The following is a 19171-nucleotide window of genomic DNA, read 5'->3' as shown; positions in this document are numbered from 1 at the left end:
CTTAATTGGTGGTTTCCTCGAATTCAACAGCCATGTCATCATGAAAGCCAAATAAGTATGTGAAAATAAATCCAGCGACATACGCAATAAACAGGCCGATTAAGTAAAGGACCATTTGATGTGTGTGTACAATGAAGGTAAGCGGAAGACCTGAGACGCCAATAGCCTTTGTTGCTATTTGGAAATAGGCTTGAAATGCGCCGCCTATTCCAGCACCGAGACAGGCTGTTAAAAAAGGCCTTCCTAGCGGCAGTGTTACACCAAAAATGAGCGGCTCTCCAATGCCCAGCATGCCTGAAGGAAGTCCACCTGCAATGGCTCTCTTTAGCTTTATCTTCTTTGTTTTCATAAAGATAGCGAATGCAGCACCGACCTGACCTGCACCACCCATAGCTAGAATTGGCAAAAGAGGATCATCCCCAATGGAATTGATGAGCTCCATATGAATAGGTGTTAAGCCTTGGTGAAGTCCTGTAACTACAAGTGGAAGGAAGGTGGCGCCAAGAACAAATCCTGAAAAAATACCGCCAATGTTTAATAAGTAAGTCAATCCTGAGGTAATGGCATCAGATATAAATCCACCGACAGGCATGAAGATCATGTACGTGAAAATTCCTGTAATGAGTAATGTGAATGTTGGTGTGATGATGATATCGAGAGATTGCGGGACGAAGCGTCTTATACGGGTTTCAACTAGTGCCATAAACATGGCTGCAAGAAGAACCCCAATCAATCCGCCTCTTCCTGGAAGAATATTTGTACCAAATAACATAATATCGGCAGAAGCTGGGTTGATAATGAGAATACCAGCTAACGCTCCTAATGCGGGAGAGCCACCAAATTCTTTTGCGGCATTTGTACCAACTAATATACCGAGGTAAGCGAACAAGCCTGAGCCAATGACGGTTAAAATAATCGCAGCTTGGGATTTCTCATCAAGCCAGCCCGCTTGCACGATTGCTTTTGTCATACCTGTAATGAGTCCTGAGGCAACAAGCGCCGGAATAATTGGAATAAAGATGCTGGCAATGCGGCGTAAAAATAATTTGAAGGGGGTGCGATTTTTTTGTGAAATGACTTGTTTGTTCTTTTGTGCTTCGTTTTTCAGGTCATACGTATTGGATGAGTTCAGCAGTTGTTCAAACGCACTTGATACTTGGTTTACGACGCCAGTGCCTAAAATAATTTGGAGTGTTTCAGCTTCAACGACGCCGATGACGCCATCAAGTTCTTGGATCTTTGCCAATTGAATCTTCTCGTTGTCGATTGGTGTAATACGGAGACGTGTCATACAATGTGTATGGGAAGAGATGTTATCTGGACCACCGCAAAGCGAAAGGATCTCTTCCGCTAACTGCTGATATTTATTTTGATGACTCATGTTGAATCCCCCTTTGATTTTCTTTTCATGGAGCGGATGGCATGCCTTGTTTTGTCAATATATTGAGCTGTTTGTTCATATTGACGGGAAGCTAGGCTGAGAAATAAGACATCAATTAAGTAAAGCTGTGCCATTCTAGAGGAAGTGGCAGCGCTGCGAAAAGGTGCTTCATTCGAACCAGAAGTCGTTAGGTGAACATCACACAACGAAGAAACGCTGGTATGACCTGGATGCGTTAAGGCGATGGTTTTCACTTGATGATCTTTTGCGAGCTGAAGAGCATGAATAATCTCTTCGGTCTCTCCTGAAAAGGATATACCGAACACGATGTCATTCTTTCCTGCGTTTGCGATGACAGTGGATGCAATATGCATGTCAGTAAATGCTGTCGCCGCATAGTTGATTCTCAAGAATTTTTGCTGTGCATCGGCTGCGACGATACCAGATGCACCAACACCGATAAAGTGTATTTGTTTCGCAGAGAGAAGCAGTTGAACGGCTTTTTCTAAAGCTTCTAAATTTAAAATAGAGGCTGTGTCTCGAATGGATTGAATAGAGTTTCCTGCTGTCTTTTGAATGATGGAGTTCAGTGGTTCATCTTGTTCAATATCTCGGTAGCCTTGTTTGTCTGCATTCATTAAATCTCCAGCGATCCTCATTTTTAAATCATGATATCCATCAAGCCCAAGAGATTTACAAAGGCGAACGACAGCTGAACTGCTTGCACCGGCAGCCTGACTGATTTCATGTACTGTGCTCTTAATGACTTTGTCAGGATAGGCAAGAATGTAGTCTGCAATGGTTTTTTCAGATTGGGGGAGCTTTGATTTCATTGTGTGTAGTAGGGTGAGTCCACCTGCTGACATATAACCGCCTCCTTTAAGATTGATGACGCAGTATGGCTTTGTCGATGTGGCCGTTCGTTTGATGAAGTAAATTCTTTGCTGTTTTCTTATCTGTTTTTGCCTGGAGCATGACGATGGCTGTTTTGACTTCTAATTCGGCAGCCTCAAGGGTTTTTAGAGCTTGTTCATAGGAAGCATTTGTCACATGTTGAATCATGGTGATGGCTCGTTCTTTTAATTTATGATTGCTCACTTTTACATCGACCATTAGGTTTTCGTATACTTTGCCTTGTCTGATCATGACTGATGTAGAAATCATATTTAAAATCATTTTATGAGCGGTTGCAGCTTTCATTCGTGTTGAGCCGGTGATGGCTTCAGGCCCAACGACGACTTCAATGGCGCAGTCTGCCAGCTCACTAATTTTTGCTTGTTCATTACAGCTGAGGGCGACTGTTTTTGCCCCAATAGATTTTGCATAGGTTAAAGCGCCAATAATGTAAGGTGTTCTGCCGCTTGCCGCTATGCCGACGACAGTATCTTTTGAAGAAAGTTGGATGCGTATCAAATCTTGTTTGCCGGCTTCTTCACTGTCTTCTACATCTTCGGCAGCTTGAGAAAAGGCTGAGTCTCCGCCTGCCATGATGCCTACAATCACATCAGGTGAGACGCTGTAGGTGGGCGGGCATTCAACGGCATCCATGACACCAATTCTCCCACTTGTCCCTGCGCCCATGTAGATCAATCTTCCTCCATTTGTGATGGATTCATCAGCAAAATCACTTGCTGTTTTCACATGTGGAAGTACGCGATTGACCGCTTGAGCGACCTTCATATCTTCTTCATTAATCATCTGGAGTATTTCAAGCGGATTAGCTTGTGAGATTCTCATCGTGTGAGGATTTCTTGATTCAGTTGTTAAAGAACGCAGTTGAGATGGCTGCATGTGATATACCTCCTGGCATTGCGCCTGTTATTTCTTCATTTTCAGTATATTAATGATGGCATGAAATTTCAATAATATTTTTATATATTGAAATTTCATTTCAAAAATGAAGATGACTTAGGATAAGATGAATTGTTAGAAAATAAAAATAATAAAATTACCCTTTACAAAAAGGGAACAACCTGTATATAATAACTTTTGTCAGCTTCAAGGAAACAGTAAACTTGACAAATTGGCCCGTTGGTCAAGCGGTTAAGACACCGCCCTTTCACGGCGGTAACACGGGTTCGAATCCCGTACGGGTCACCATGATGTGGAGGATTAGCTCAGCTGGGAGAGCATCTGCCTTACAAGCAGAGGGTCGGCGGTTCGAGCCCGTCATCCTCCACCATTATATGCCGGTGTAGCTCAATTGGTAGAGCAACTGACTTGTAATCAGTAGGTTGGGGGTTCAAGTCCTCTTGCCGGCACTGTTTTTCTTTATCAATTTTATATGTGGAGGGGTAGCGAAGTGGCTAAACGCGGCGGACTGTAAATCCGCTCCCTCCGGGTTCGGCGGTTCGAATCCGTCCCCCTCCACCATTTTTGGGCTATAGCCAAGCGGTAAGGCAACGGACTTTGACTCCGTCATGCGTTGGTTCGAATCCAGCTAGCCCAGTCAAGACACCTTTTCAAAAAAAGGTGTCTTTTTTTATGTTGAAATGAGAGATGTTGTATAACTATTCAAAATGTTGTCGAGTTGAGTCAGGAGGCATCGAGACAGTAGAATAAAAGCATGAACGGAAAGGGGATGTACATATGGGAAAAAATCGAAAGAAGGTCACAATTGTGGGTGTTCCAATGGACTTGGGTCAAATGAGAAGAGGCGTGGATATGGGGCCAAGTGCGATTCGGTGTGCAGGAGTAAAGGAAAAATTGGAATCGCTTTCATTTGATGTGGAAGATCTAGGAGATATTCCAGTCGAGCAAAGGGACGATGAAAAAGGGCTGTATACGAGTGAGAAATTAAAAAATTTAACGGAGAATGCGAGTGCGAATAAGCTGCTTGCTGAAAAGGTAGATGGAATTGTTCAGTCAGGTTCATTCCCGCTGATTTTAGGCGGTGATCATAGCATTGCAATTGGAACATTGGCAGGAGTTTCTAAGCATTATGAAAATCTAGGTGTTATTTGGTATGATGCGCACGGTGATTTAAATACGGAGGAAACGTCTCCTTCTGGGAATATCCATGGAATGCCGCTTGCAGTCAGTCTTGGTCTTGGGCATTCTGATTTAACGAATATTGGCGGTTATTCTCCAAAAGTAAAACCTGAAAATGTTATTTTAATTGGTGCTCGTTCCTTAGATGAAGGAGAGCGTGTGTTAATTAGAGAAAAAGGCATTAAGGTATATACGATGCATGAGATTGACCGGTTGGGGATGACGAAGGTAATGGAGGAATCTATTGCGTATTTAAAGGAGAGAACCGACGGTGTTCATTTGTCTCTTGATTTAGACGGATTAGATCCAGCAGAATGCCCTGGCGTAGGGACACCAGTTGCAGGTGGAATGAGTTATCGAGAGAGTCATCTTGCTATGGAGCTTTTAGAGGAATCGGGCATTTTGACTTCTGCTGAATTTGTTGAGGTTAATCCAGTATTAGATGAGCGAAATAAAACAGCAGAAGCGGCTGTTGCTTTAATTGGCTCTTTAATGGGTGAAAAGTTATTGTAGATCGGGATTTGTTCCTGGTCTTTTTTTATTGTGAGCAAAAGAGAATGAATTTTAAGGATATGTTAAGGTTTTTACCAGCTGATATGCATAACACGCTGTCAAAAATTTGTTACACTATTTTTTAGAGGAGAATGAAACCTTTTGGTAAAAGGTTCGTATACATAAAGACCGGTGAAGGCAGAGGTTGAATATACTATGGACACAATAATAAAAAAAAGAATTAAGCAAGTAAAAAAAGGCGACCAGAACGCATTTACAGACATTGTAGACCTGTATAAAGACAAAATTTATCAGCTATGCTATCGTATGCTTGGGAACGCACATGAAGCGGAGGATATTGCGCAGGAGGCGTTCATTCGTGCTTATGTGAATATTGAAAGTTATGATGTGAATCGTAAGTTTTCCACATGGCTGTATCGCATTGCAACCAACTTGACCATCGACCGTATTCGCAAAAAAAAGCCGGATTATTATTTAGATGCAGAGGTTGCAGGAACAGAAGGACTCAATATGTATTCTCAAATTGCTGCCGACGGCGTTCTGCCAGAGGATGAGGTGTTGTCTCTTGAATTATCGAGCACCATTCAGCAAAAAATTTTAAGATTACCTGATAAATATCGTTTAGTTATCGTACTAAAGTATATTGATGAACTCTCGTTAAAAGAAATTAGTGAGATTCTGAATATACCAGTTGGTACGGTGAAAACGAGAATACACAGGGGGAGAGAGGCTCTCCGGAAACAGTTGAGAGACCTTTGAGTGAGGTGATTTTGATGAGCTGTCAGGATAAAATCGTCCAGCTTATGCATCAGTATTTAGACCGGGATATCATACCCGAAGATGAAAAAGAATTAAAGACCCATCTGCAATCGTGTGAGGAGTGCCGTACTCATTTTCAACAAATTGAGAAATCCGTTGCGCTTGTGCAGAGTACGTCTCATATAGAAGCACCGTCAGATTTCACTGCAAAGGTGATGGGTGGTCTTCCAAAGGAGAAAAAGCGCGTGTCGATTCAAAGATGGATCAAATCTCACCCACTGATGGTAGCCGCTGCTCTCTTTGTGATATTGATGGGAGGCAGTCTGTTTACAAGCTGGAATACTGATCATAATTTTAGTGTGTCTAAGCAGCCGAATCTCGTTGTTGAAAATAATACAGTGACAGTGCCTAAAGGGGAAACCGTCAAAGGTGATGTGACTGTCAAAAATGGCAAATTGATTGTAGAGGGCAAGGTTGATGGAAATGTAACGGTCGTCAATGGAGAACAGTTGACAGCTTCTGCCGGACAAGTCACTGGTCATATCAATGAAATTAATGAAGTGTTTGATTGGATCTGGTACAAAATGAAATCCACAGCACAAGAAGTGATGCGGGTGATTGGACCAGAGGAGCAAAAGTAATCAAACAACATAGAGCAGACTCCTGGTGAGGCTGCTCTTTTTCTATTCGATCGGCGGTTATACATGTCGCATTGTAAACTATATAGGGCAACTATTTTCCTTGCTGAAACAAAATGTGATATAATAGCCACGCTATGTATTTATACATAGGCTCTTTTTTTATAAAAAATGCAACATACGAAGAAACTTAAAAATTCTGGAGGACGAGGAAATGGCTTTAGGGGATATTCCTTTTTTGCAGTACCTCGGTAATGCTGTTGATATTCTCGTTGTTTGGTATGTGATATATAAATTAATGATGGTCATCCGCGGAACAAAAGCTGTTCAGCTTTTAAAGGGAATTGTGGTCATTGTTCTCGTCAGAATGGGAAGTGCGTATCTCGGTCTAAACACACTTCAATGGCTGATGGATCAAGCGATTACATGGGGTTTCCTTGCGATCATTATTATTTTTCAGCCAGAGCTAAGGAGAGCACTTGAGCAGCTTGGGCGCGGCCGTTTCTTTTCAAGAAGCGGGACACCTGTAGAGGAACAGCAGAAAAAAACGATCGAGGCAATTACAAAAGCAATTAATTATATGGCAAAACGTAGAATAGGGGCGCTATTGACAATTGAGCGCGATACTGGGATGAATGATTACATAGAGACAGGAATTCCTTTGAATGCAAAGGTGAGTTCTGAGCTGCTTATTAATATTTTCATTCCGAATACACCACTTCATGACGGTGCTGTGATTATGAAGCGTGATGAGATTGCAGCTGCGGCTTGTTATTTGCCGCTGTCAGAGAGTCCTTTTATCTCAAAGGAACTGGGAACCCGTCATAGAGCGGCTGTAGGTATTAGTGAAGTGACTGACAGCTTAACAGTGATCGTCTCAGAGGAGACAGGCAGTATCAGTGTTGCGAGAAATGGAGATCTCCATCGAGAATTGACAGAAGAAGCGCTTGAAGAAATGCTGATTGCTGAGTTTAGTAAGAACAGCAAAGATGCTTCCTCGACCAAATGGTATTGGAGGGGCAAGAAAAATGGATAAGATTTTAAATAATCGCTGGGCTGTAAAGTTTCTTGCATTGGTCTTCGCTTTATTGCTGTATGGAGCAGTCAATTCAGCGCAAGCGCCCTCGCCGAAAAAAATCGGTGAATCCTTTTTTCCAACATCTACAACTGATGAAGCAACCTTAACAGACATTCCTGTTAAAGCATATTATGATGACGAAAAATATGTCGTCACAGGTGTGCCACAGACAGTCAATGTTACCATTAAAGGATCAACAAGTGCTGTGAAAACGGCTAGACAAACAAAAAACTTTGAAATTTACGCAGATATGCAACATTTAACGACAGGTACACATAAGGTGGAGCTGAAGGCAAGAGGTGTATCGCAGGGTCTCACCCTAACGATTAACCCATCTGTTACGACAGTAACGATACAAGAGAAAACATCAGCGGAATTTCCTGTTGAAACAGAATTTTACAATCAAAATAAAATAAAAGACGGCTATTCACCAGAACAGCCAATTGTGAATCCGAAAAAAGTAACAGTCACTGGGTCGAAGGATGTCATTGACAAAATTTCTGTTATTAAAGCATTTGTCAATTTAGAGGATGTCGATGAACAAATTCAAAAAGAAGCGAAGCTCACAGTATACGATAGCAATGGAAATGAGCTGCCGGTTGAAGTAAGTCCATCAGTTGTCGATATTACAGTCCCCATCACAAGTCCGAGTAAAAAGGTTCCGTTTAAGATTGAGCGGACAGGTAATTTACCGGATGGGATTAGTATCTCAAGCATCGAGACAAGTCCGAGTGAGGTCACGGTATACGGTTCTCAAAAGGTACTGGATGCACTTGATTTTATTGATGGAGTCACGCTAGACCTTAGCAAAATTAAAGATGATACGGAGATTGATGCGGAAATCCCGCTGCCAGATGGTGTGAAAAAGGTTTCGCCTGAAACAGTCAAAATCAAAGTGAAAGTTGCAACAGCTGAGCAGAAAAAAATGGATAATGTGCCGATATCCGTCGTGGGTCTTAGTAAGAATCTCACCTCTCAATTTGTGAGTCCATCTTCTGGACGGATTACATTGACAGCCAAAGGGTCAAAGAGCGCAATTGATCATCTAAAAGCTTCAGATGTTGAGGCCTATATCAATGTCGCAGATCTGAACGAAGGTTCACATGAGGTCAAAGTGCAAGTGAATGGTCCTCAAAATGTGACATGGTCATTATCAAGATCGAAGGTCAAGGTCAAACTCATCTCAACTGATTCGGAGGATCAACCTGTTTCTAAAAATAATCGAAGGGATCAATCGCCGGACGATGATGATCAGGAAGATAAGAGTAAAGAGCAGTCGACACAGGATAAAGGCAAGATAGAATCGAGTCAAAGGCAACGTATCAAAGAAGATACAAAAGAGGACGCAGCGTCCTCTTGAATGGTAAAAAAGGAGCGATTGAAACATGGGCAAGTACTTTGGAACTGATGGTGTAAGGGGTGTGGCTAATAGCGAATTAACGCCAGAGCTCGCTTTTAAGATTGGGAGATATGGCGGCTATGTCCTCACGAAGGATAAAGAACGTCCAAAGGTACTCGTTGGACGAGATACGCGTGTATCCGGTCATATGCTAGAAGGAGCACTGGTTGCAGGCTTGCTTTCTATTGGAGCTGAAGTCATGCGTTTAGGTGTGATCTCAACACCTGGTGTTTCCTATTTAACAAAAGCAATGGATGCTGAAGCGGGCGTCATGATATCTGCTTCTCACAATCCAGTTCAAGACAATGGGATTAAATTTTTCGGCGGCGATGGCTTTAAGCTGTCTGATGAGCAGGAGAATGAAATTGAGCAGTTGATGGATCAGCCAGTTGACAATTTACCACGTCCGGTTGGATCCGATCTTGGGACAGTGAATGACTATTTTGAGGGCGGTCAGAAATATTTGCAATTCTTGAAACAGACAGCTGATGAGGATTTCACAGGTATTCACGTGGCGCTTGATTGTGCCCACGGCGCAACATCTTCTCTTGCGACTCACTTATTTGCAGATCTGGATGCAGATGTGTCGACAATGGGAACATCACCAAACGGGTTGAATATCAATGATGGGGTAGGCTCAACTCATCCAGAGGCACTTTCTGCTTTTGTGAAGGAGAAGGGAGCAGACATTGGTCTTGCTTTTGATGGTGACGGCGACCGATTAATTGCAGTAGATGAAAAAGGCGAAATCGTAGACGGAGACCAAATTATGTACATATGTGCACGTTATTTGAAGAGTGAAGGTCGACTAAAGGATGACACGGTTGTATCAACGGTTATGAGTAACCTAGGTTTCTACAAAGCGCTAGAAAAGCAAGGCATCAAGAGTATTCAAACTGCTGTCGGCGACCGTTATGTGGTAGAGGCTATGAAAAAGGATGGCTATAATGTCGGCGGCGAGCAATCAGGTCACTTGATTTTCCTTGATTACAATACGACGGGTGACGGGATGCTTTCTGCGATCATGCTCGTCAATACGTTAAAAGCGACAGGAAAAACATTGTCAGAACTTGCAGCGGAAATGCAAAAGTTTCCGCAACTTCTTGTGAATGTCAAAGTGTCTGATAAATATAAAGTGGAAGAAAATGAAAAAGTCAAAGCGGTCATCCAAGAGGTGGAAAAAGAGATGAACGGTGATGGCCGTATTCTTGTGCGCCCATCCGGTACAGAACCGCTTGTAAGAGTGATGGCAGAAGCCAAAACGAAAGAGTTGTGTGAGGAGTATGTTACTCGAATTACAGCTGTAGTGAAGGAAGAAATGGGTATTGAATAAAAAAAAGCAAACCGCATAGTAGCGGTTTGCTTTTTTTTAAAAAATATACGTCATAAGAGAGGCATCCTGTACGAATGATATAAGTGAGGGCATTATGCTGTTGCTCGCTCATACATAGGAGAGCACATCAAAGGTAGAACGTGCCAAGCCTCTTCGCATATAGTGTAAAGAGGTATAACTTTCTGAAGGAAGGTGATGCCCGCTAAAATGTGATTGACGGAGGTCAGACCTTGTAGTACAATCATCCTTGTGTTATTGGATTTTTATTCTAGCAGGAAAGGCAGGGTAGATGTTCGGAACTCTTATAATGATAGCGCCCGAACTAAGCGATCGGATGAAAGATGCTTAGTTGACGAGGATGGAGGTTATCGAATTTTCGGCGGATGCCTCCCGGCTGATCAAAAGAGATCACAGCCGCAAGTGTTTCTTTAAACCAAAGAGGTGACTCTTTGAACAAAGGGAATACACATGATCTCCCAAATTAAACATGTAGAGAGGGACGAAGAAATGTCCCTTCTATTTTAGTAGGCTTTCTTTGTCCCCTTTCTCATCATCGGGAGGAAGAAAAATATGTGTGGAATCGTAGGTTATATTGGTCAGAATGATGCGAAGGAAATCTTATTAAAAGGTTTAGAGAAGCTTGAATACCGCGGGTATGACTCAGCAGGTATTGCTGTGGCAAACGAAGATGGCGTGCATGTTTTTAAAGAAAAAGGACGTATCGCTAAGCTTCGTGAAGTCGTTGATGCAAACGTGGCATCAACAGCAGGAATTGGACATACACGCTGGGCTACACACGGTGTACCAAGCCATCTTAATGCGCATCCGCATCAGAGTGCTTCTGGCCGTTTTACGCTTGTTCATAACGGTGTCATCGAGAACTATGTTCAGTTGACACGTGAATATTTACAAGACGTCACACTAAAAAGCGACACAGATACAGAGGTTGTTGTTCAAGTCATCGAACAATTTGTGAATAGAGGTCTTGATACAGAGGAAGCTTTCCGTCAAACGCTTCTTCAACTAAAAGGCTCTTACGCAATTGCTCTATTCGATAACGAAAACAAAGAAACAATCTATGTGGCGAAAAACAAAAGCCCGCTTTTAGTTGGTTTTGGTGAAGGCTTCAACGTTGTGGCTTCTGACGCAATGGCGATGCTTCAAGTAACGAACGAATATGCGGAATTAATGGATAAAGAAATGGTCATTGTCACAAAAGACGAGGTCATCATTAAAAACCTTGACGGTGACATCATGATACGTCCTTCTTATATTGCTGAGCTTGATGCAAGCGATATCGAGAAAGGCACATATCCTCACTACATGTTAAAAGAAACGGATGAACAGCCGCTTGTCATGCGAAAAATCATCCAAGAATATCAAGATGAAAATGGTAAGCTGTCTGTCGCTGGCGATATCGCAGGCGCAGTAGCAGAAGCAGACCGAATTTATATTGTGGCTTGCGGAACGAGCTACCATGCAGGACTTGTCGGTAAACAATATATTGAAGATTGGGCGAAAGTTCCTGTAGAAGTTCATGTGGCAAGTGAATTTTCTTACAACATGCCGCTTTTATCGAAAAAGCCGCTATTCATCTTCCTTTCTCAATCTGGGGAGACTGCGGACAGCCGTGCTGTACTTGTTCAAGTGAAAGACCTTGGCCATAAAGCATTAACGATTACAAATGTGCCAGGTTCAACGCTATCACGTGAAGCTGACTTCACATTACTTCTGCATGCTGGACCAGAAATTGCAGTTGCATCAACAAAAGCATACACAGCACAAATCGCTGTTCTTGCGATCCTAGCATCTGTCGCTGCAGAATTAAATGGTCAATCTCTTGACTTTGACCTTGTGAAAGAGCTAGGCATTGTGGCAAACGCAATGGAGGCACTTGTTGATCAAAAGGATGAAATGGAGCAAATTGCTCGTGACTTCTTCACTGTGTCACGTAACGCTTTCTTTATCGGAAGAGGACTTGACTACTATGTCTGTCTAGAAGGCGCTCTAAAGCTAAAAGAGATCTCTTACATCCAAGCAGAAGGCTTTGCTGGAGGGGAACTCAAACACGGAACCATTGCTCTAATTGAAGAAGGCACACCAGTTATCGCTCTTGCAACACAAGAGCATGTGAACCTTAGCATTCGCGGTAACGTCAAAGAAGTCGTTGCACGTGGTGCTAATCCATGTGTCATTTCACTGAAAGGTCTAGAAGACGAAGGCGACCGTTTCGTTCTTCCAGCTGTACACCCAGCACTTGCACCACTTGCATCTGTTGTCCCATTACAGCTAATTGCTTACTACGCTGCACTTCACCGCGGGTGTGATGTGGATAAACCACGTAACCTTGCGAAGAGTGTGACGGTGGAATAGGGAAAAGGTTGATTGATAAACTAGTGTTGAGTGACAATAAAGTTGTTTAATTACAAATAAAGTCGTTTAAAAAGCACACGTTATCGATTACAATTAAAGTAATCGAACGTGTGTTTTTTGTTGTGATGAAGCTTGGGCTAGAAGGTTGGTAAAATGTGTTTAACCAAGGAGGAAAAAAAGTTGGATAAACCATTGAAAAAGCAATGTAATCCGTCTTCTACGGGTGGAGGTGGAGTTAACTTTGAAACTCGTGTACAGGCTGCTTTTGCAGTTCTTATGCGGACTTGTTGCCAAGCACCATGTTTACCACCATGGCCAATAACTAAAATGAAACTACAAGGGCGTTTTGATGGATTTTATACAGATGATTTTATTGTTTTTACACAAAATCCGAAAAATGGAGAGGAGGTAAAGCTTCTAGCTCAAATAAAACATAATATAAGTATTACTGAAAAAATGAAACCTTTGGTGAAGTAATACAAGCAGCTTGGGAGGATTTTAATAATTCGAGTATTTTTAATATTGATACTGATGCTTTTGCTCTTATTACAGGGCCATTAAGCACTAACGAAATAAATAACACACGTATTATTCTTGAATGGGCTAGATTTTCAGAAAACGAAAAGTCTTTCTAAGTTCAGTAATAGCATTAAAAAAGTCAAACTGGAGGCCTTTCGTGAGAATTTACAAAAAGCTAATAGTGGTATAGATGTTTCTGACAGGGAATTTTGGATGTTTTTAAAAAATCACTAAAATAGAATTATCAGGCATTTGATATATTTTATTATGTATTGGAGGAATAGAGTTGAAGTGGACTAAAGATGATTTTATCGTAAATGATGATATTTCATTAATAGTGTCCGCAGAAATTTTCAATGACGGGAATTTCGGAAACGACACTGTCGGTGGCAATTAGACTCGGAACCGCCATGTCATTTGGAGTTGTTGTTATCCACCAATATGTCAGTCCCGTATAAAAAAAGAGACCCTTTTCAGGCTCAGAACCTTTGATCGTCTAGGAGTCTGTCTGACGGAGTGAAATTCACGTATTTTTATTCAAAATATATGTTTTTATACAATAAAAACGGATGAATATGAAGAATTATCGCATAATTATACGCTAAAAAATTTTCATCGGACAGACTCCTAGCACTCTTTTCAACAGATTCCTCATCTACAATTTGCTGTTTTCTGAGCACGTCCCACTTTGCTTTTGCCCGACAAGTTCTTCATTACATTTCACTTCATTGATGCGGAAGAAACGAGTGTCTTCTTTTGCTTTTACCAGTTTCATTCGGTAGGAATTTCCGATTCATATTAACGAGATAAGCCGGTGAGTGAGCCAGTCAATCATGGCTGCGTTCATTACGAGATCTTGGAATATTTCCTCCCATCGCTTAGGGTAGTTGTTTATTAGCATTTGTTGTACCAATAATACTCAAAGGTTTATCTTTTAAAATTGAATTAATCACACCATTAGATATTTCCTCGTGTGTTAACCATCTAGAGAAGCCATTTTGGTTAATAAATCCTAACTGAACTTGATGATATTTATATCCACTCAAAACGGTTCTTCGTTTTATTTCGTTTAAATCAGCACTACTTCCCAATATGTGAAATAACGACCAATTTTGGTTATCAACGTTAATCTCTTCAATGATAATATTTAATGCATTTGCTGCAATTGAATGTATCCATGCGACAACCAAGTTAATTTTTCCATTTTTTTCTTGAAAAGATTTTATATGGTTTCTTAATTCTTCATCATTTCTATAGTCAACTAACATAGGGGTGATGCGATAATGAGCTAAACCTTTTTCTAATAATAAATTCATTTTTTCGGGGTTTCTACCAATTACAGAAACATGATAACCTTTTTCAGCTAACCATAAAGATACATTAGATAACATTCCAGTGCCACCCACCACTAAAGCATTTTTCATAAGAACCTCCTTATTATTTTAAATATCTAAACTTATAAGTAAGTATTATACTATTTTAAAAAAAAGAATTTTAAGTGCAAATAATTAGCAATATTTCTATGATAATTATTAAAAAATAGGATAAATATAGTTAAAATTGTCAAAAAAATACATTAAATAGGTTAAAAGTTACATTTTGCAAAAATTAGGATAGACCGGTTGAAAATCACCAAGAGTTATTTTAATATTCAGATAACACCTGTTATTTTAATATTTAGATAACACCTTAGAATTTACATAAAATAACAAAATTGAAAGGGGGGTATTCTGAATGAATCAAGATCTTTTGAAGTTCTTAGAGGACTTAAACGAAGAAGCAGAAGTTGCAACTGCTGAAGAAATCGAAGCAGCACAACTAGTTGTTAAGTGGTAATTTGAAGGGTACCGTATATGACGAATGTGTATGAAAAGGGGCATCTAACAAGTGTCCCTTTTCTTCTATCACCACAAAAACAACGTTACATAAACTTATGAGAATTGGAGGGAAGGAACATGAAAGTTAGTTCTCTATCTAACTTTAGAGAAAGACCTGTTATTTGGGTGCGCGGAATGAAAGATGATACCAGCTTAGTTTTAGATAATAAACGTTCTATCATCATAAATTTTTCGGTTGATGATCGGTCTTTTAAACCTTATTACACAATCGGCGAAATTATTAAAAAGATGGAAACAACCTTCAAAGAATACAAACAAATGGACATTATCACCGAATCATATAACACGTTAAGGAATTCCTGGAAGAGAATGGACATGAGTTCAGATTCAATAATTTATAGTATTATTCGTAGAATAAGCCGGGAATCAAGCGCTACTACAAAATTAATTGACCAATTAGCAGATAAAGTCGTTGATATGGTCAATGAAGTTTTTAAAAACGAAGGAAAACCTTTGACAATCATATTAAATGCTTCTGAATGGATAGATAGGTCTTCTTTAAGGGTTTTACATAGAATTTTCAAACTTTTACCCTCTTCTCAACTTAAACTAGTTTTGGGATTTAAAGGGAATATCCCCTCCAAATATGAATTGAAAGAGCCTTTTAACATGCTAGAAAGTGTGCTGGTGGCACGAAGTAGAATTTTTAAAAGATTGTTAGCGGAGCAGGAGCCTTTAATCACCGGGGAAGAATTCAATGAATGCGACTTTACAGAGTACAACTTCGAAGGCAGCGAAAATGGCCTTATTTCAGATGCTGCTATTGCATTAATTACTCAGAATTACGAGAATGCCTTTTTAGCATGTGAGAAGGTGTTAAAAAATGAATCAATACAATCAGAAGAAATCTATAGAATTATCGGGCTAGTTCACGCTAATTTAAGTTTGTATGATGAAGCTTATATCGCTTTTCAAAAAGCCTTGAATTTCGTTAACAACGGCCCACAAAGAGCACATGTAGAATGTTTAGCTGCACTTTTAGCTGTTAAGAGGTTTTATAACTTAGATGTAGCACGCACTCATTATGATAATGCATTAACATTTGTTGATGAGTCGGATAACCGCAATCGGTTAGAAAAGGGTTGGATTTATAATGGCTTAAGTTTTATGGAAACTGTGGCCTCAAGTAAACTAGAAGGCGATGAAAAAGAAAGGCTTTTGGACGATGTTCTTCAAAGGGAACTAAAAGCACTAGAGTTGATTAAGAATCAACAGGATAGCGGCTCCTTATATTTAAAATATAATTTATTATCAAATATCACTTTTCTCTTGGAAATCCGCAAGGATTATATAAGTGCCTTAGAGTTTTGGAAATCCGCATTTAATAAATTGATCGGAGATGAGCACGGATACTGTTATCGCACCGGAATGCTGGCCTGGAAAGCCGGGAAAATAAATGAGTCAATTAACTACTTGGAAAAAGCTTATCAGACAGCGCTAAACCTAAAGGATAGGCTAGACACCGAAACTATTCTTTACGCATTAGGATACGTCAATTTAGATATTGGCAAATACGAAGAATCTATAAAACATTTCCAAAGTGGGTTGGAAATCTCCTTGAAACTCAGGAATTCTGAACAAATTGAAGACTTCGTAAGAGGTTATTTACAAGCCAGTTCTAGAATGGATTTGGTTAATGAAAATATAGCTGTTTTACAAAAAAAATGCGAAAATTCCAAGCATACCTTACCAAATAAAGTTGCAGAGTTATTTATTACTGGAACTCAATTAGAAGGGAAATCAATATTAGAGCAGCCATTACGACAACCGAAAACTAAACTTTCGTCTTATCACCCGTCCGTTGATCTTGAGGCTGTACCCGAAATAGATATGAACGAATACCTAATTAGCAACACTAATGAAAGCAATACGAAGATAATAAGCAAAATTTTGACAAGGAGTTGATTACATTGGGTCACAAAACTTTATTGATTTGCGGAAGCATGAAGCCGAGTCCAGGAAGAGATACAAAATCAGCCGCGCGCGAGTTACTAAATCTCGTTAAAAAGAAATTCGATGAACAAGGTTATGATAACTATAAAGTTTTAGATTTACGTAATTTAAATTTGCCATTTTTCGACGGGAGAAATACTAGTGAATACGAAAATGAAAGTGTAGATGAATTATATAATTCTATGTTGGAAGCGGAACACATTATCATTTCGGCTCCTGCATATTGGAAATCGGTTGTAGGATCAGTAATAAATGCTATGAATGTTATCGGAGGCCCTCTATATGATTTTCCTGAAAAAAAAAAGTTATTGGTTGGTAAAAAAGTATCTCTAATAGTAGTAGGAGCGGAATTTGCAGATGCTGTCCATGGTTCCTCGCAATTACGCAATGTATTTACAGCAATGGGGGCCACAGTTTTAAGAAAGGAAATAATTATTGGAAACCTAAGAACACTTAGTGTTAAAGAGCAAGGAAAATTAGTTACAGACCTATTCAAGTTAGGGGAAAGCATTGCAACAAAATCAGGAGAGTATGCGGTATGACCAAAACACAAACCAACTTACCAGCTATCGATAAAAAAATGAAACAAATTATTAACAAATTAGTTCAACATAATGTACTTTTTGCAGACACCCACTTTGATAATGAGAAATTTGGAACATTCAAGAAAAGTTTAGTAGGGAATATAAATGTACCTTCTACCACTATCTCACCCATTATGGAACGAATGTTATTTGCGACTTCTTCAAGCAGGATGATTAAAAATGTAGTTGTATTAGGTAGTTATTATGGTTATGCGTTATTTTGGCTGGCTGGAGGGTTGAATAATCCTGAAAATAAAAAAGTTGTTGGTTTTGATATAAATAAAGACGCTTGCTTAAGCGCTGTACAAAACATCAAGAATGTAGGTCTAGATTGGGCTGAAATAAAAACGGAAGATGCATTTTCCGGAATTAATCATTTTAAAGACTCAAGTATAGATTTAATTTTAATTGATGTAGAGAAAAATGGTTCAAAGGCTGATTATCCTCTACTAATAGACGCTTGGTATGAAAAACTAGCACCTGGCGCACTAGTTTTAGCCCATGACCCTGTAATCGAAAAATTTTCCGAGGATTTCAAACACTATTTCCAAAGAGTGCAAGACGAAAATAGGTTTTCTACCTCTGTAACATTACCTATTGATGAATGTGGATTATGTATTAGTAAAAAAATTTAACGCTGTTTAAGGGAGGAAGCTTCCAGTATGATAAACACCAGTTTAAGTCTCATCGACCTATCACTAGGAGAAATAATAGGAGGACCTAGTGAAAAACTTAAAAAATTCACTTCATCAAAGGTGTTAGAGGATTGGCAAGGATATACTAACCCATATGGCATTTACGAATTACGCAGATTGTTGTCGCGACACTTCCAACCTTTATACAATAAAGAATTAAAGGTAAGTCAAGTATTGGTAACTGCAGGGGCCTCAATGGGGCTAAGCGCCTTTTATCATTTGTTTTCAAACCAAAGGTTATTAATACCCAATGTGTGTTTTCCTTTATACAGAAAAACCGCTAAGCAGTATGGTATAGAATTAATCGAATATTACATCGGTCCTCACAAAGACTGGGAACAAACTTTGGAACAAATTGAAAAAGAATTTATAAATGGAGCTAAAGCCATCATATGGAATAACCCCAATAATCCATTTGGATATATCGCTCCAAATTATGTAGTAGAAAAGTTGTGCGAGTTATGTGAAAAATATAAAGTTTTGTGTGTATCAGATGAGGTGTATCGTGATTTCACCAGAGACACTAATATAACAAGCCCAAGCGAATTAATCCCAAATCAAACTATTTTTATTTACAGTTTATCAAAGTCATATGGAATCGCAGGTATTAGAATCGGCTGTGTAATTGCTCATCCAAAAATTATTGAAAATTTAAGGGAAATTCACTGGAATTTAGGTATGTCAACATCTTGGATCGGTCAAGAAATAGCTAAATATGCCATTGAATATTTAAACGATTACCCTGAAAAACTTTCAAAAAAAATCACCAATCGGCTAAACGGTGCAGCAGAGTTTTTCTCCACCAAAAATATACCATTTTATTCACCTGACGGAGGTATTTATGTTTGCATAGATACAAAAGAGTTGGGGATAGATGCTGTGAAGTTTACTGATCTTGCTAGGCAAAAAATGAATTTGCAACTAATGCCAGGGACTGCTTTCGGTAATACAAGTTCCCATATAGTTAGACTGAATGCCGGAGTTGAAGATGCTAAGTTTTTTGAAGCTCTTCACCGAATTGAGCAAATTTACTCTAATGTAAATAACTTGTAAAGGA

16 protein-coding genes and 5 tRNA genes are annotated in these 19171 nt (G+C 39.7%); 17 read left to right on the top strand and 4 right to left on the bottom strand.

The window, feature by feature from the left end; all coding sequences use genetic code 11:
- Position 1: 1 nt before the first annotated feature.
- Genes ABVJ71_RS10275 through murQ form a run of 3 tightly spaced genes read right to left on the bottom strand, consistent with a single transcriptional unit; the run spans position 2 to position 3172 of the window.
- Positions 2-1381 carry a PTS transporter subunit EIIC gene (locus ABVJ71_RS10275; protein ID WP_353853952.1) on the bottom strand — a complete coding sequence of 460 codons (1380 nt, stop codon included), beginning with the start codon at positions 1379-1381 and terminating at the stop codon, positions 2-4.
- Positions 1378-2247, bottom strand: a complete 870-nt coding sequence (locus ABVJ71_RS10270; protein WP_353853951.1) for a MurR/RpiR family transcriptional regulator — start codon at positions 2245-2247, stop codon at positions 1378-1380. The genes ABVJ71_RS10275 and ABVJ71_RS10270 overlap by 4 nt, the downstream gene beginning before the upstream one ends.
- A 13-nt stretch (positions 2248-2260) precedes the next feature.
- Positions 2261-3172 (bottom strand): N-acetylmuramic acid 6-phosphate etherase, encoded by a 912-nt coding sequence (gene murQ, locus ABVJ71_RS10265; RefSeq protein ID WP_353853950.1) that lies wholly within the window; start codon positions 3170-3172, stop codon positions 2261-2263.
- Between the two features lie 234 nt (positions 3173-3406).
- On the opposite strand from murQ, the gene ABVJ71_RS10260 reads away from it, so the two are divergent.
- The 13 genes from ABVJ71_RS10260 to ABVJ71_RS10200 all read left to right on the top strand — a co-directional run bounded on the left by ABVJ71_RS10260 (position 3407) and on the right by ABVJ71_RS10200 (position 12942).
- Positions 3407-3481, top strand: a tRNA-Glu gene (locus ABVJ71_RS10260).
- A 6-nt stretch (positions 3482-3487) separates the two neighbouring features.
- Positions 3488-3563, top strand: a tRNA-Val gene (locus tag ABVJ71_RS10255).
- 6 nt (positions 3564-3569) lie between these two features.
- A tRNA-Thr gene (locus ABVJ71_RS10250) sits at positions 3570-3642 on the top strand.
- 27 nt (positions 3643-3669) lie between these two features.
- Positions 3670-3754 (top strand) — tRNA-Tyr (locus ABVJ71_RS10245).
- A gap of 4 nt (positions 3755-3758) precedes the next feature.
- Positions 3759-3830 (top strand) — tRNA-Gln (locus ABVJ71_RS10240).
- Positions 3831-3970: 140 nt separating this feature from the next.
- Positions 3971-4885 (top strand): arginase, encoded by a 915-nt coding sequence (gene rocF / locus ABVJ71_RS10235; RefSeq protein WP_353853949.1) that lies wholly within the window; start codon positions 3971-3973, stop codon positions 4883-4885.
- 195 nt (positions 4886-5080) lie between these two features.
- Positions 5081-5644: an RNA polymerase sigma factor SigW gene (sigW, locus tag ABVJ71_RS10230; RefSeq protein WP_353853948.1), complete on the top strand. Its 564-nt coding sequence runs from the start codon at positions 5081-5083 to the stop codon at positions 5642-5644.
- Positions 5645-5658: 14 nt separating this feature from the next.
- Positions 5659-6285, top strand: coding sequence for an anti-sigma-W factor RsiW (gene rsiW, locus ABVJ71_RS10225; RefSeq protein WP_353853947.1), 627 nt, complete (start codon positions 5659-5661; stop codon positions 6283-6285).
- 211 nt (positions 6286-6496) lie between these two features.
- Positions 6497-7318 (top strand): diadenylate cyclase CdaA, encoded by an 822-nt coding sequence (cdaA, locus tag ABVJ71_RS10220; protein ID WP_353853946.1) that lies wholly within the window; start codon positions 6497-6499, stop codon positions 7316-7318.
- Complete coding sequence (locus tag ABVJ71_RS10215; RefSeq protein WP_353853945.1) at positions 7311-8720, top strand: YbbR-like domain-containing protein; 1410 nt, start codon at positions 7311-7313, stop codon at positions 8718-8720. Before cdaA ends, ABVJ71_RS10215 begins: the two co-directional genes overlap by 8 nt.
- Before the next feature lie 25 nt (positions 8721-8745).
- Positions 8746-10092: a phosphoglucosamine mutase gene (gene glmM, locus ABVJ71_RS10210; RefSeq protein WP_353853944.1), complete on the top strand. Its 1347-nt coding sequence runs from the start codon at positions 8746-8748 to the stop codon at positions 10090-10092.
- Between the two features lie 570 nt (positions 10093-10662).
- On the top strand, positions 10663-12465 hold the full coding sequence (glmS, locus tag ABVJ71_RS10205; RefSeq protein WP_353853943.1) for a glutamine--fructose-6-phosphate transaminase (isomerizing): 1803 nt from the start codon (positions 10663-10665) through the stop codon (positions 12463-12465).
- A 180-nt stretch (positions 12466-12645) separates the two neighbouring features.
- On the top strand, positions 12646-12942 hold the full coding sequence (locus tag ABVJ71_RS10200; RefSeq protein ID WP_353853942.1) for a hypothetical protein: 297 nt from the start codon (positions 12646-12648) through the stop codon (positions 12940-12942).
- 920 nt (positions 12943-13862) lie between these two features.
- Here ABVJ71_RS10200 and ABVJ71_RS10195 read toward each other — a convergent pair.
- Complete coding sequence (locus ABVJ71_RS10195) at positions 13863-14408, bottom strand: short-chain dehydrogenase (protein WP_353853941.1); 546 nt, start codon at positions 14406-14408, stop codon at positions 13863-13865.
- Positions 14409-14939: 531 nt separating this feature from the next.
- On the opposite strand from ABVJ71_RS10195, the gene ABVJ71_RS10190 reads away from it, so the two are divergent.
- The 4 genes from ABVJ71_RS10190 to ABVJ71_RS10175 are packed head-to-tail and all read left to right on the top strand — an operon-like array spanning position 14940 to position 19167.
- Entirely contained in the window at positions 14940-16787 is a 1848-nt protein-coding gene (locus ABVJ71_RS10190; RefSeq protein WP_353853940.1) for a tetratricopeptide repeat protein, read from the top strand.
- A 5-nt stretch (positions 16788-16792) separates the two neighbouring features.
- A complete protein-coding gene (locus ABVJ71_RS10185; RefSeq protein ID WP_353853939.1) occupies positions 16793-17377 on the top strand; it encodes an NAD(P)H-dependent oxidoreductase in 585 nt (194 codons plus the stop codon).
- Positions 17374-18054 (top strand): class I SAM-dependent methyltransferase, encoded by a 681-nt coding sequence (locus ABVJ71_RS10180; RefSeq protein WP_353853938.1) that lies wholly within the window; start codon positions 17374-17376, stop codon positions 18052-18054. The genes ABVJ71_RS10185 and ABVJ71_RS10180 overlap by 4 nt, the downstream gene beginning before the upstream one ends.
- A gap of 27 nt (positions 18055-18081) precedes the next feature.
- Entirely contained in the window at positions 18082-19167 is a 1086-nt protein-coding gene (locus tag ABVJ71_RS10175) for a pyridoxal phosphate-dependent aminotransferase (RefSeq protein WP_353853937.1), read from the top strand.
- The last annotated feature ends 4 nt before the right edge of the window (positions 19168-19171 follow it).

The sequence above is a fragment of the Bacillus sp. Bos-x628 genome (genome assembly GCF_040500475.1).
Classification (GTDB): domain Bacteria; phylum Bacillota; class Bacilli; order Bacillales; family Bacillaceae; genus Bacillus; species Bacillus maqinnsis.
Note: the sequence above shows the minus strand (reverse complement) of the source record. Positions and strands in the feature narration are given on the sequence as shown.

Bases quoted from the DNA above. Each gene is read 5' to 3' on its own strand.
- ABVJ71_RS10275 (WP_353853952.1), bottom strand. From the start codon at position 1,381: ATGAGTCATCAAAATAAATATCAGCAGTTAGCGGAAGAGATCCTTTCG.
- ABVJ71_RS10270 (WP_353853951.1), bottom strand. From the start codon at position 2,247: ATGTCAGCAGGTGGACTCACCCTACTACACACAATGAAATCAAAGCTC.
- murQ (WP_353853950.1), bottom strand. From the start codon at position 3,172: ATGCAGCCATCTCAACTGCGTTCTTTAACAACTGAATCAAGAAATCCT.
- rocF (WP_353853949.1), top strand. From the start codon at position 3,971: ATGGGAAAAAATCGAAAGAAGGTCACAATTGTGGGTGTTCCAATGGAC.
- sigW (WP_353853948.1), top strand. From the start codon at position 5,081: ATGGACACAATAATAAAAAAAAGAATTAAGCAAGTAAAAAAAGGCGAC.
- rsiW (WP_353853947.1), top strand. From the start codon at position 5,659: ATGAGCTGTCAGGATAAAATCGTCCAGCTTATGCATCAGTATTTAGAC.
- cdaA (WP_353853946.1), top strand. From the start codon at position 6,497: ATGGCTTTAGGGGATATTCCTTTTTTGCAGTACCTCGGTAATGCTGTT.
- ABVJ71_RS10215 (WP_353853945.1), top strand. From the start codon at position 7,311: ATGGATAAGATTTTAAATAATCGCTGGGCTGTAAAGTTTCTTGCATTG.
- glmM (WP_353853944.1), top strand. From the start codon at position 8,746: ATGGGCAAGTACTTTGGAACTGATGGTGTAAGGGGTGTGGCTAATAGC.
- glmS (WP_353853943.1), top strand. From the start codon at position 10,663: ATGTGTGGAATCGTAGGTTATATTGGTCAGAATGATGCGAAGGAAATC.
- ABVJ71_RS10195 (WP_353853941.1), bottom strand. From the start codon at position 14,408: ATGAAAAATGCTTTAGTGGTGGGTGGCACTGGAATGTTATCTAATGTA.
- ABVJ71_RS10190 (WP_353853940.1), top strand. From the start codon at position 14,940: ATGAAAGTTAGTTCTCTATCTAACTTTAGAGAAAGACCTGTTATTTGG.
- ABVJ71_RS10180 (WP_353853938.1), top strand. From the start codon at position 17,374: ATGACCAAAACACAAACCAACTTACCAGCTATCGATAAAAAAATGAAA.
- ABVJ71_RS10175 (WP_353853937.1), top strand. From the start codon at position 18,082: ATGATAAACACCAGTTTAAGTCTCATCGACCTATCACTAGGAGAAATA.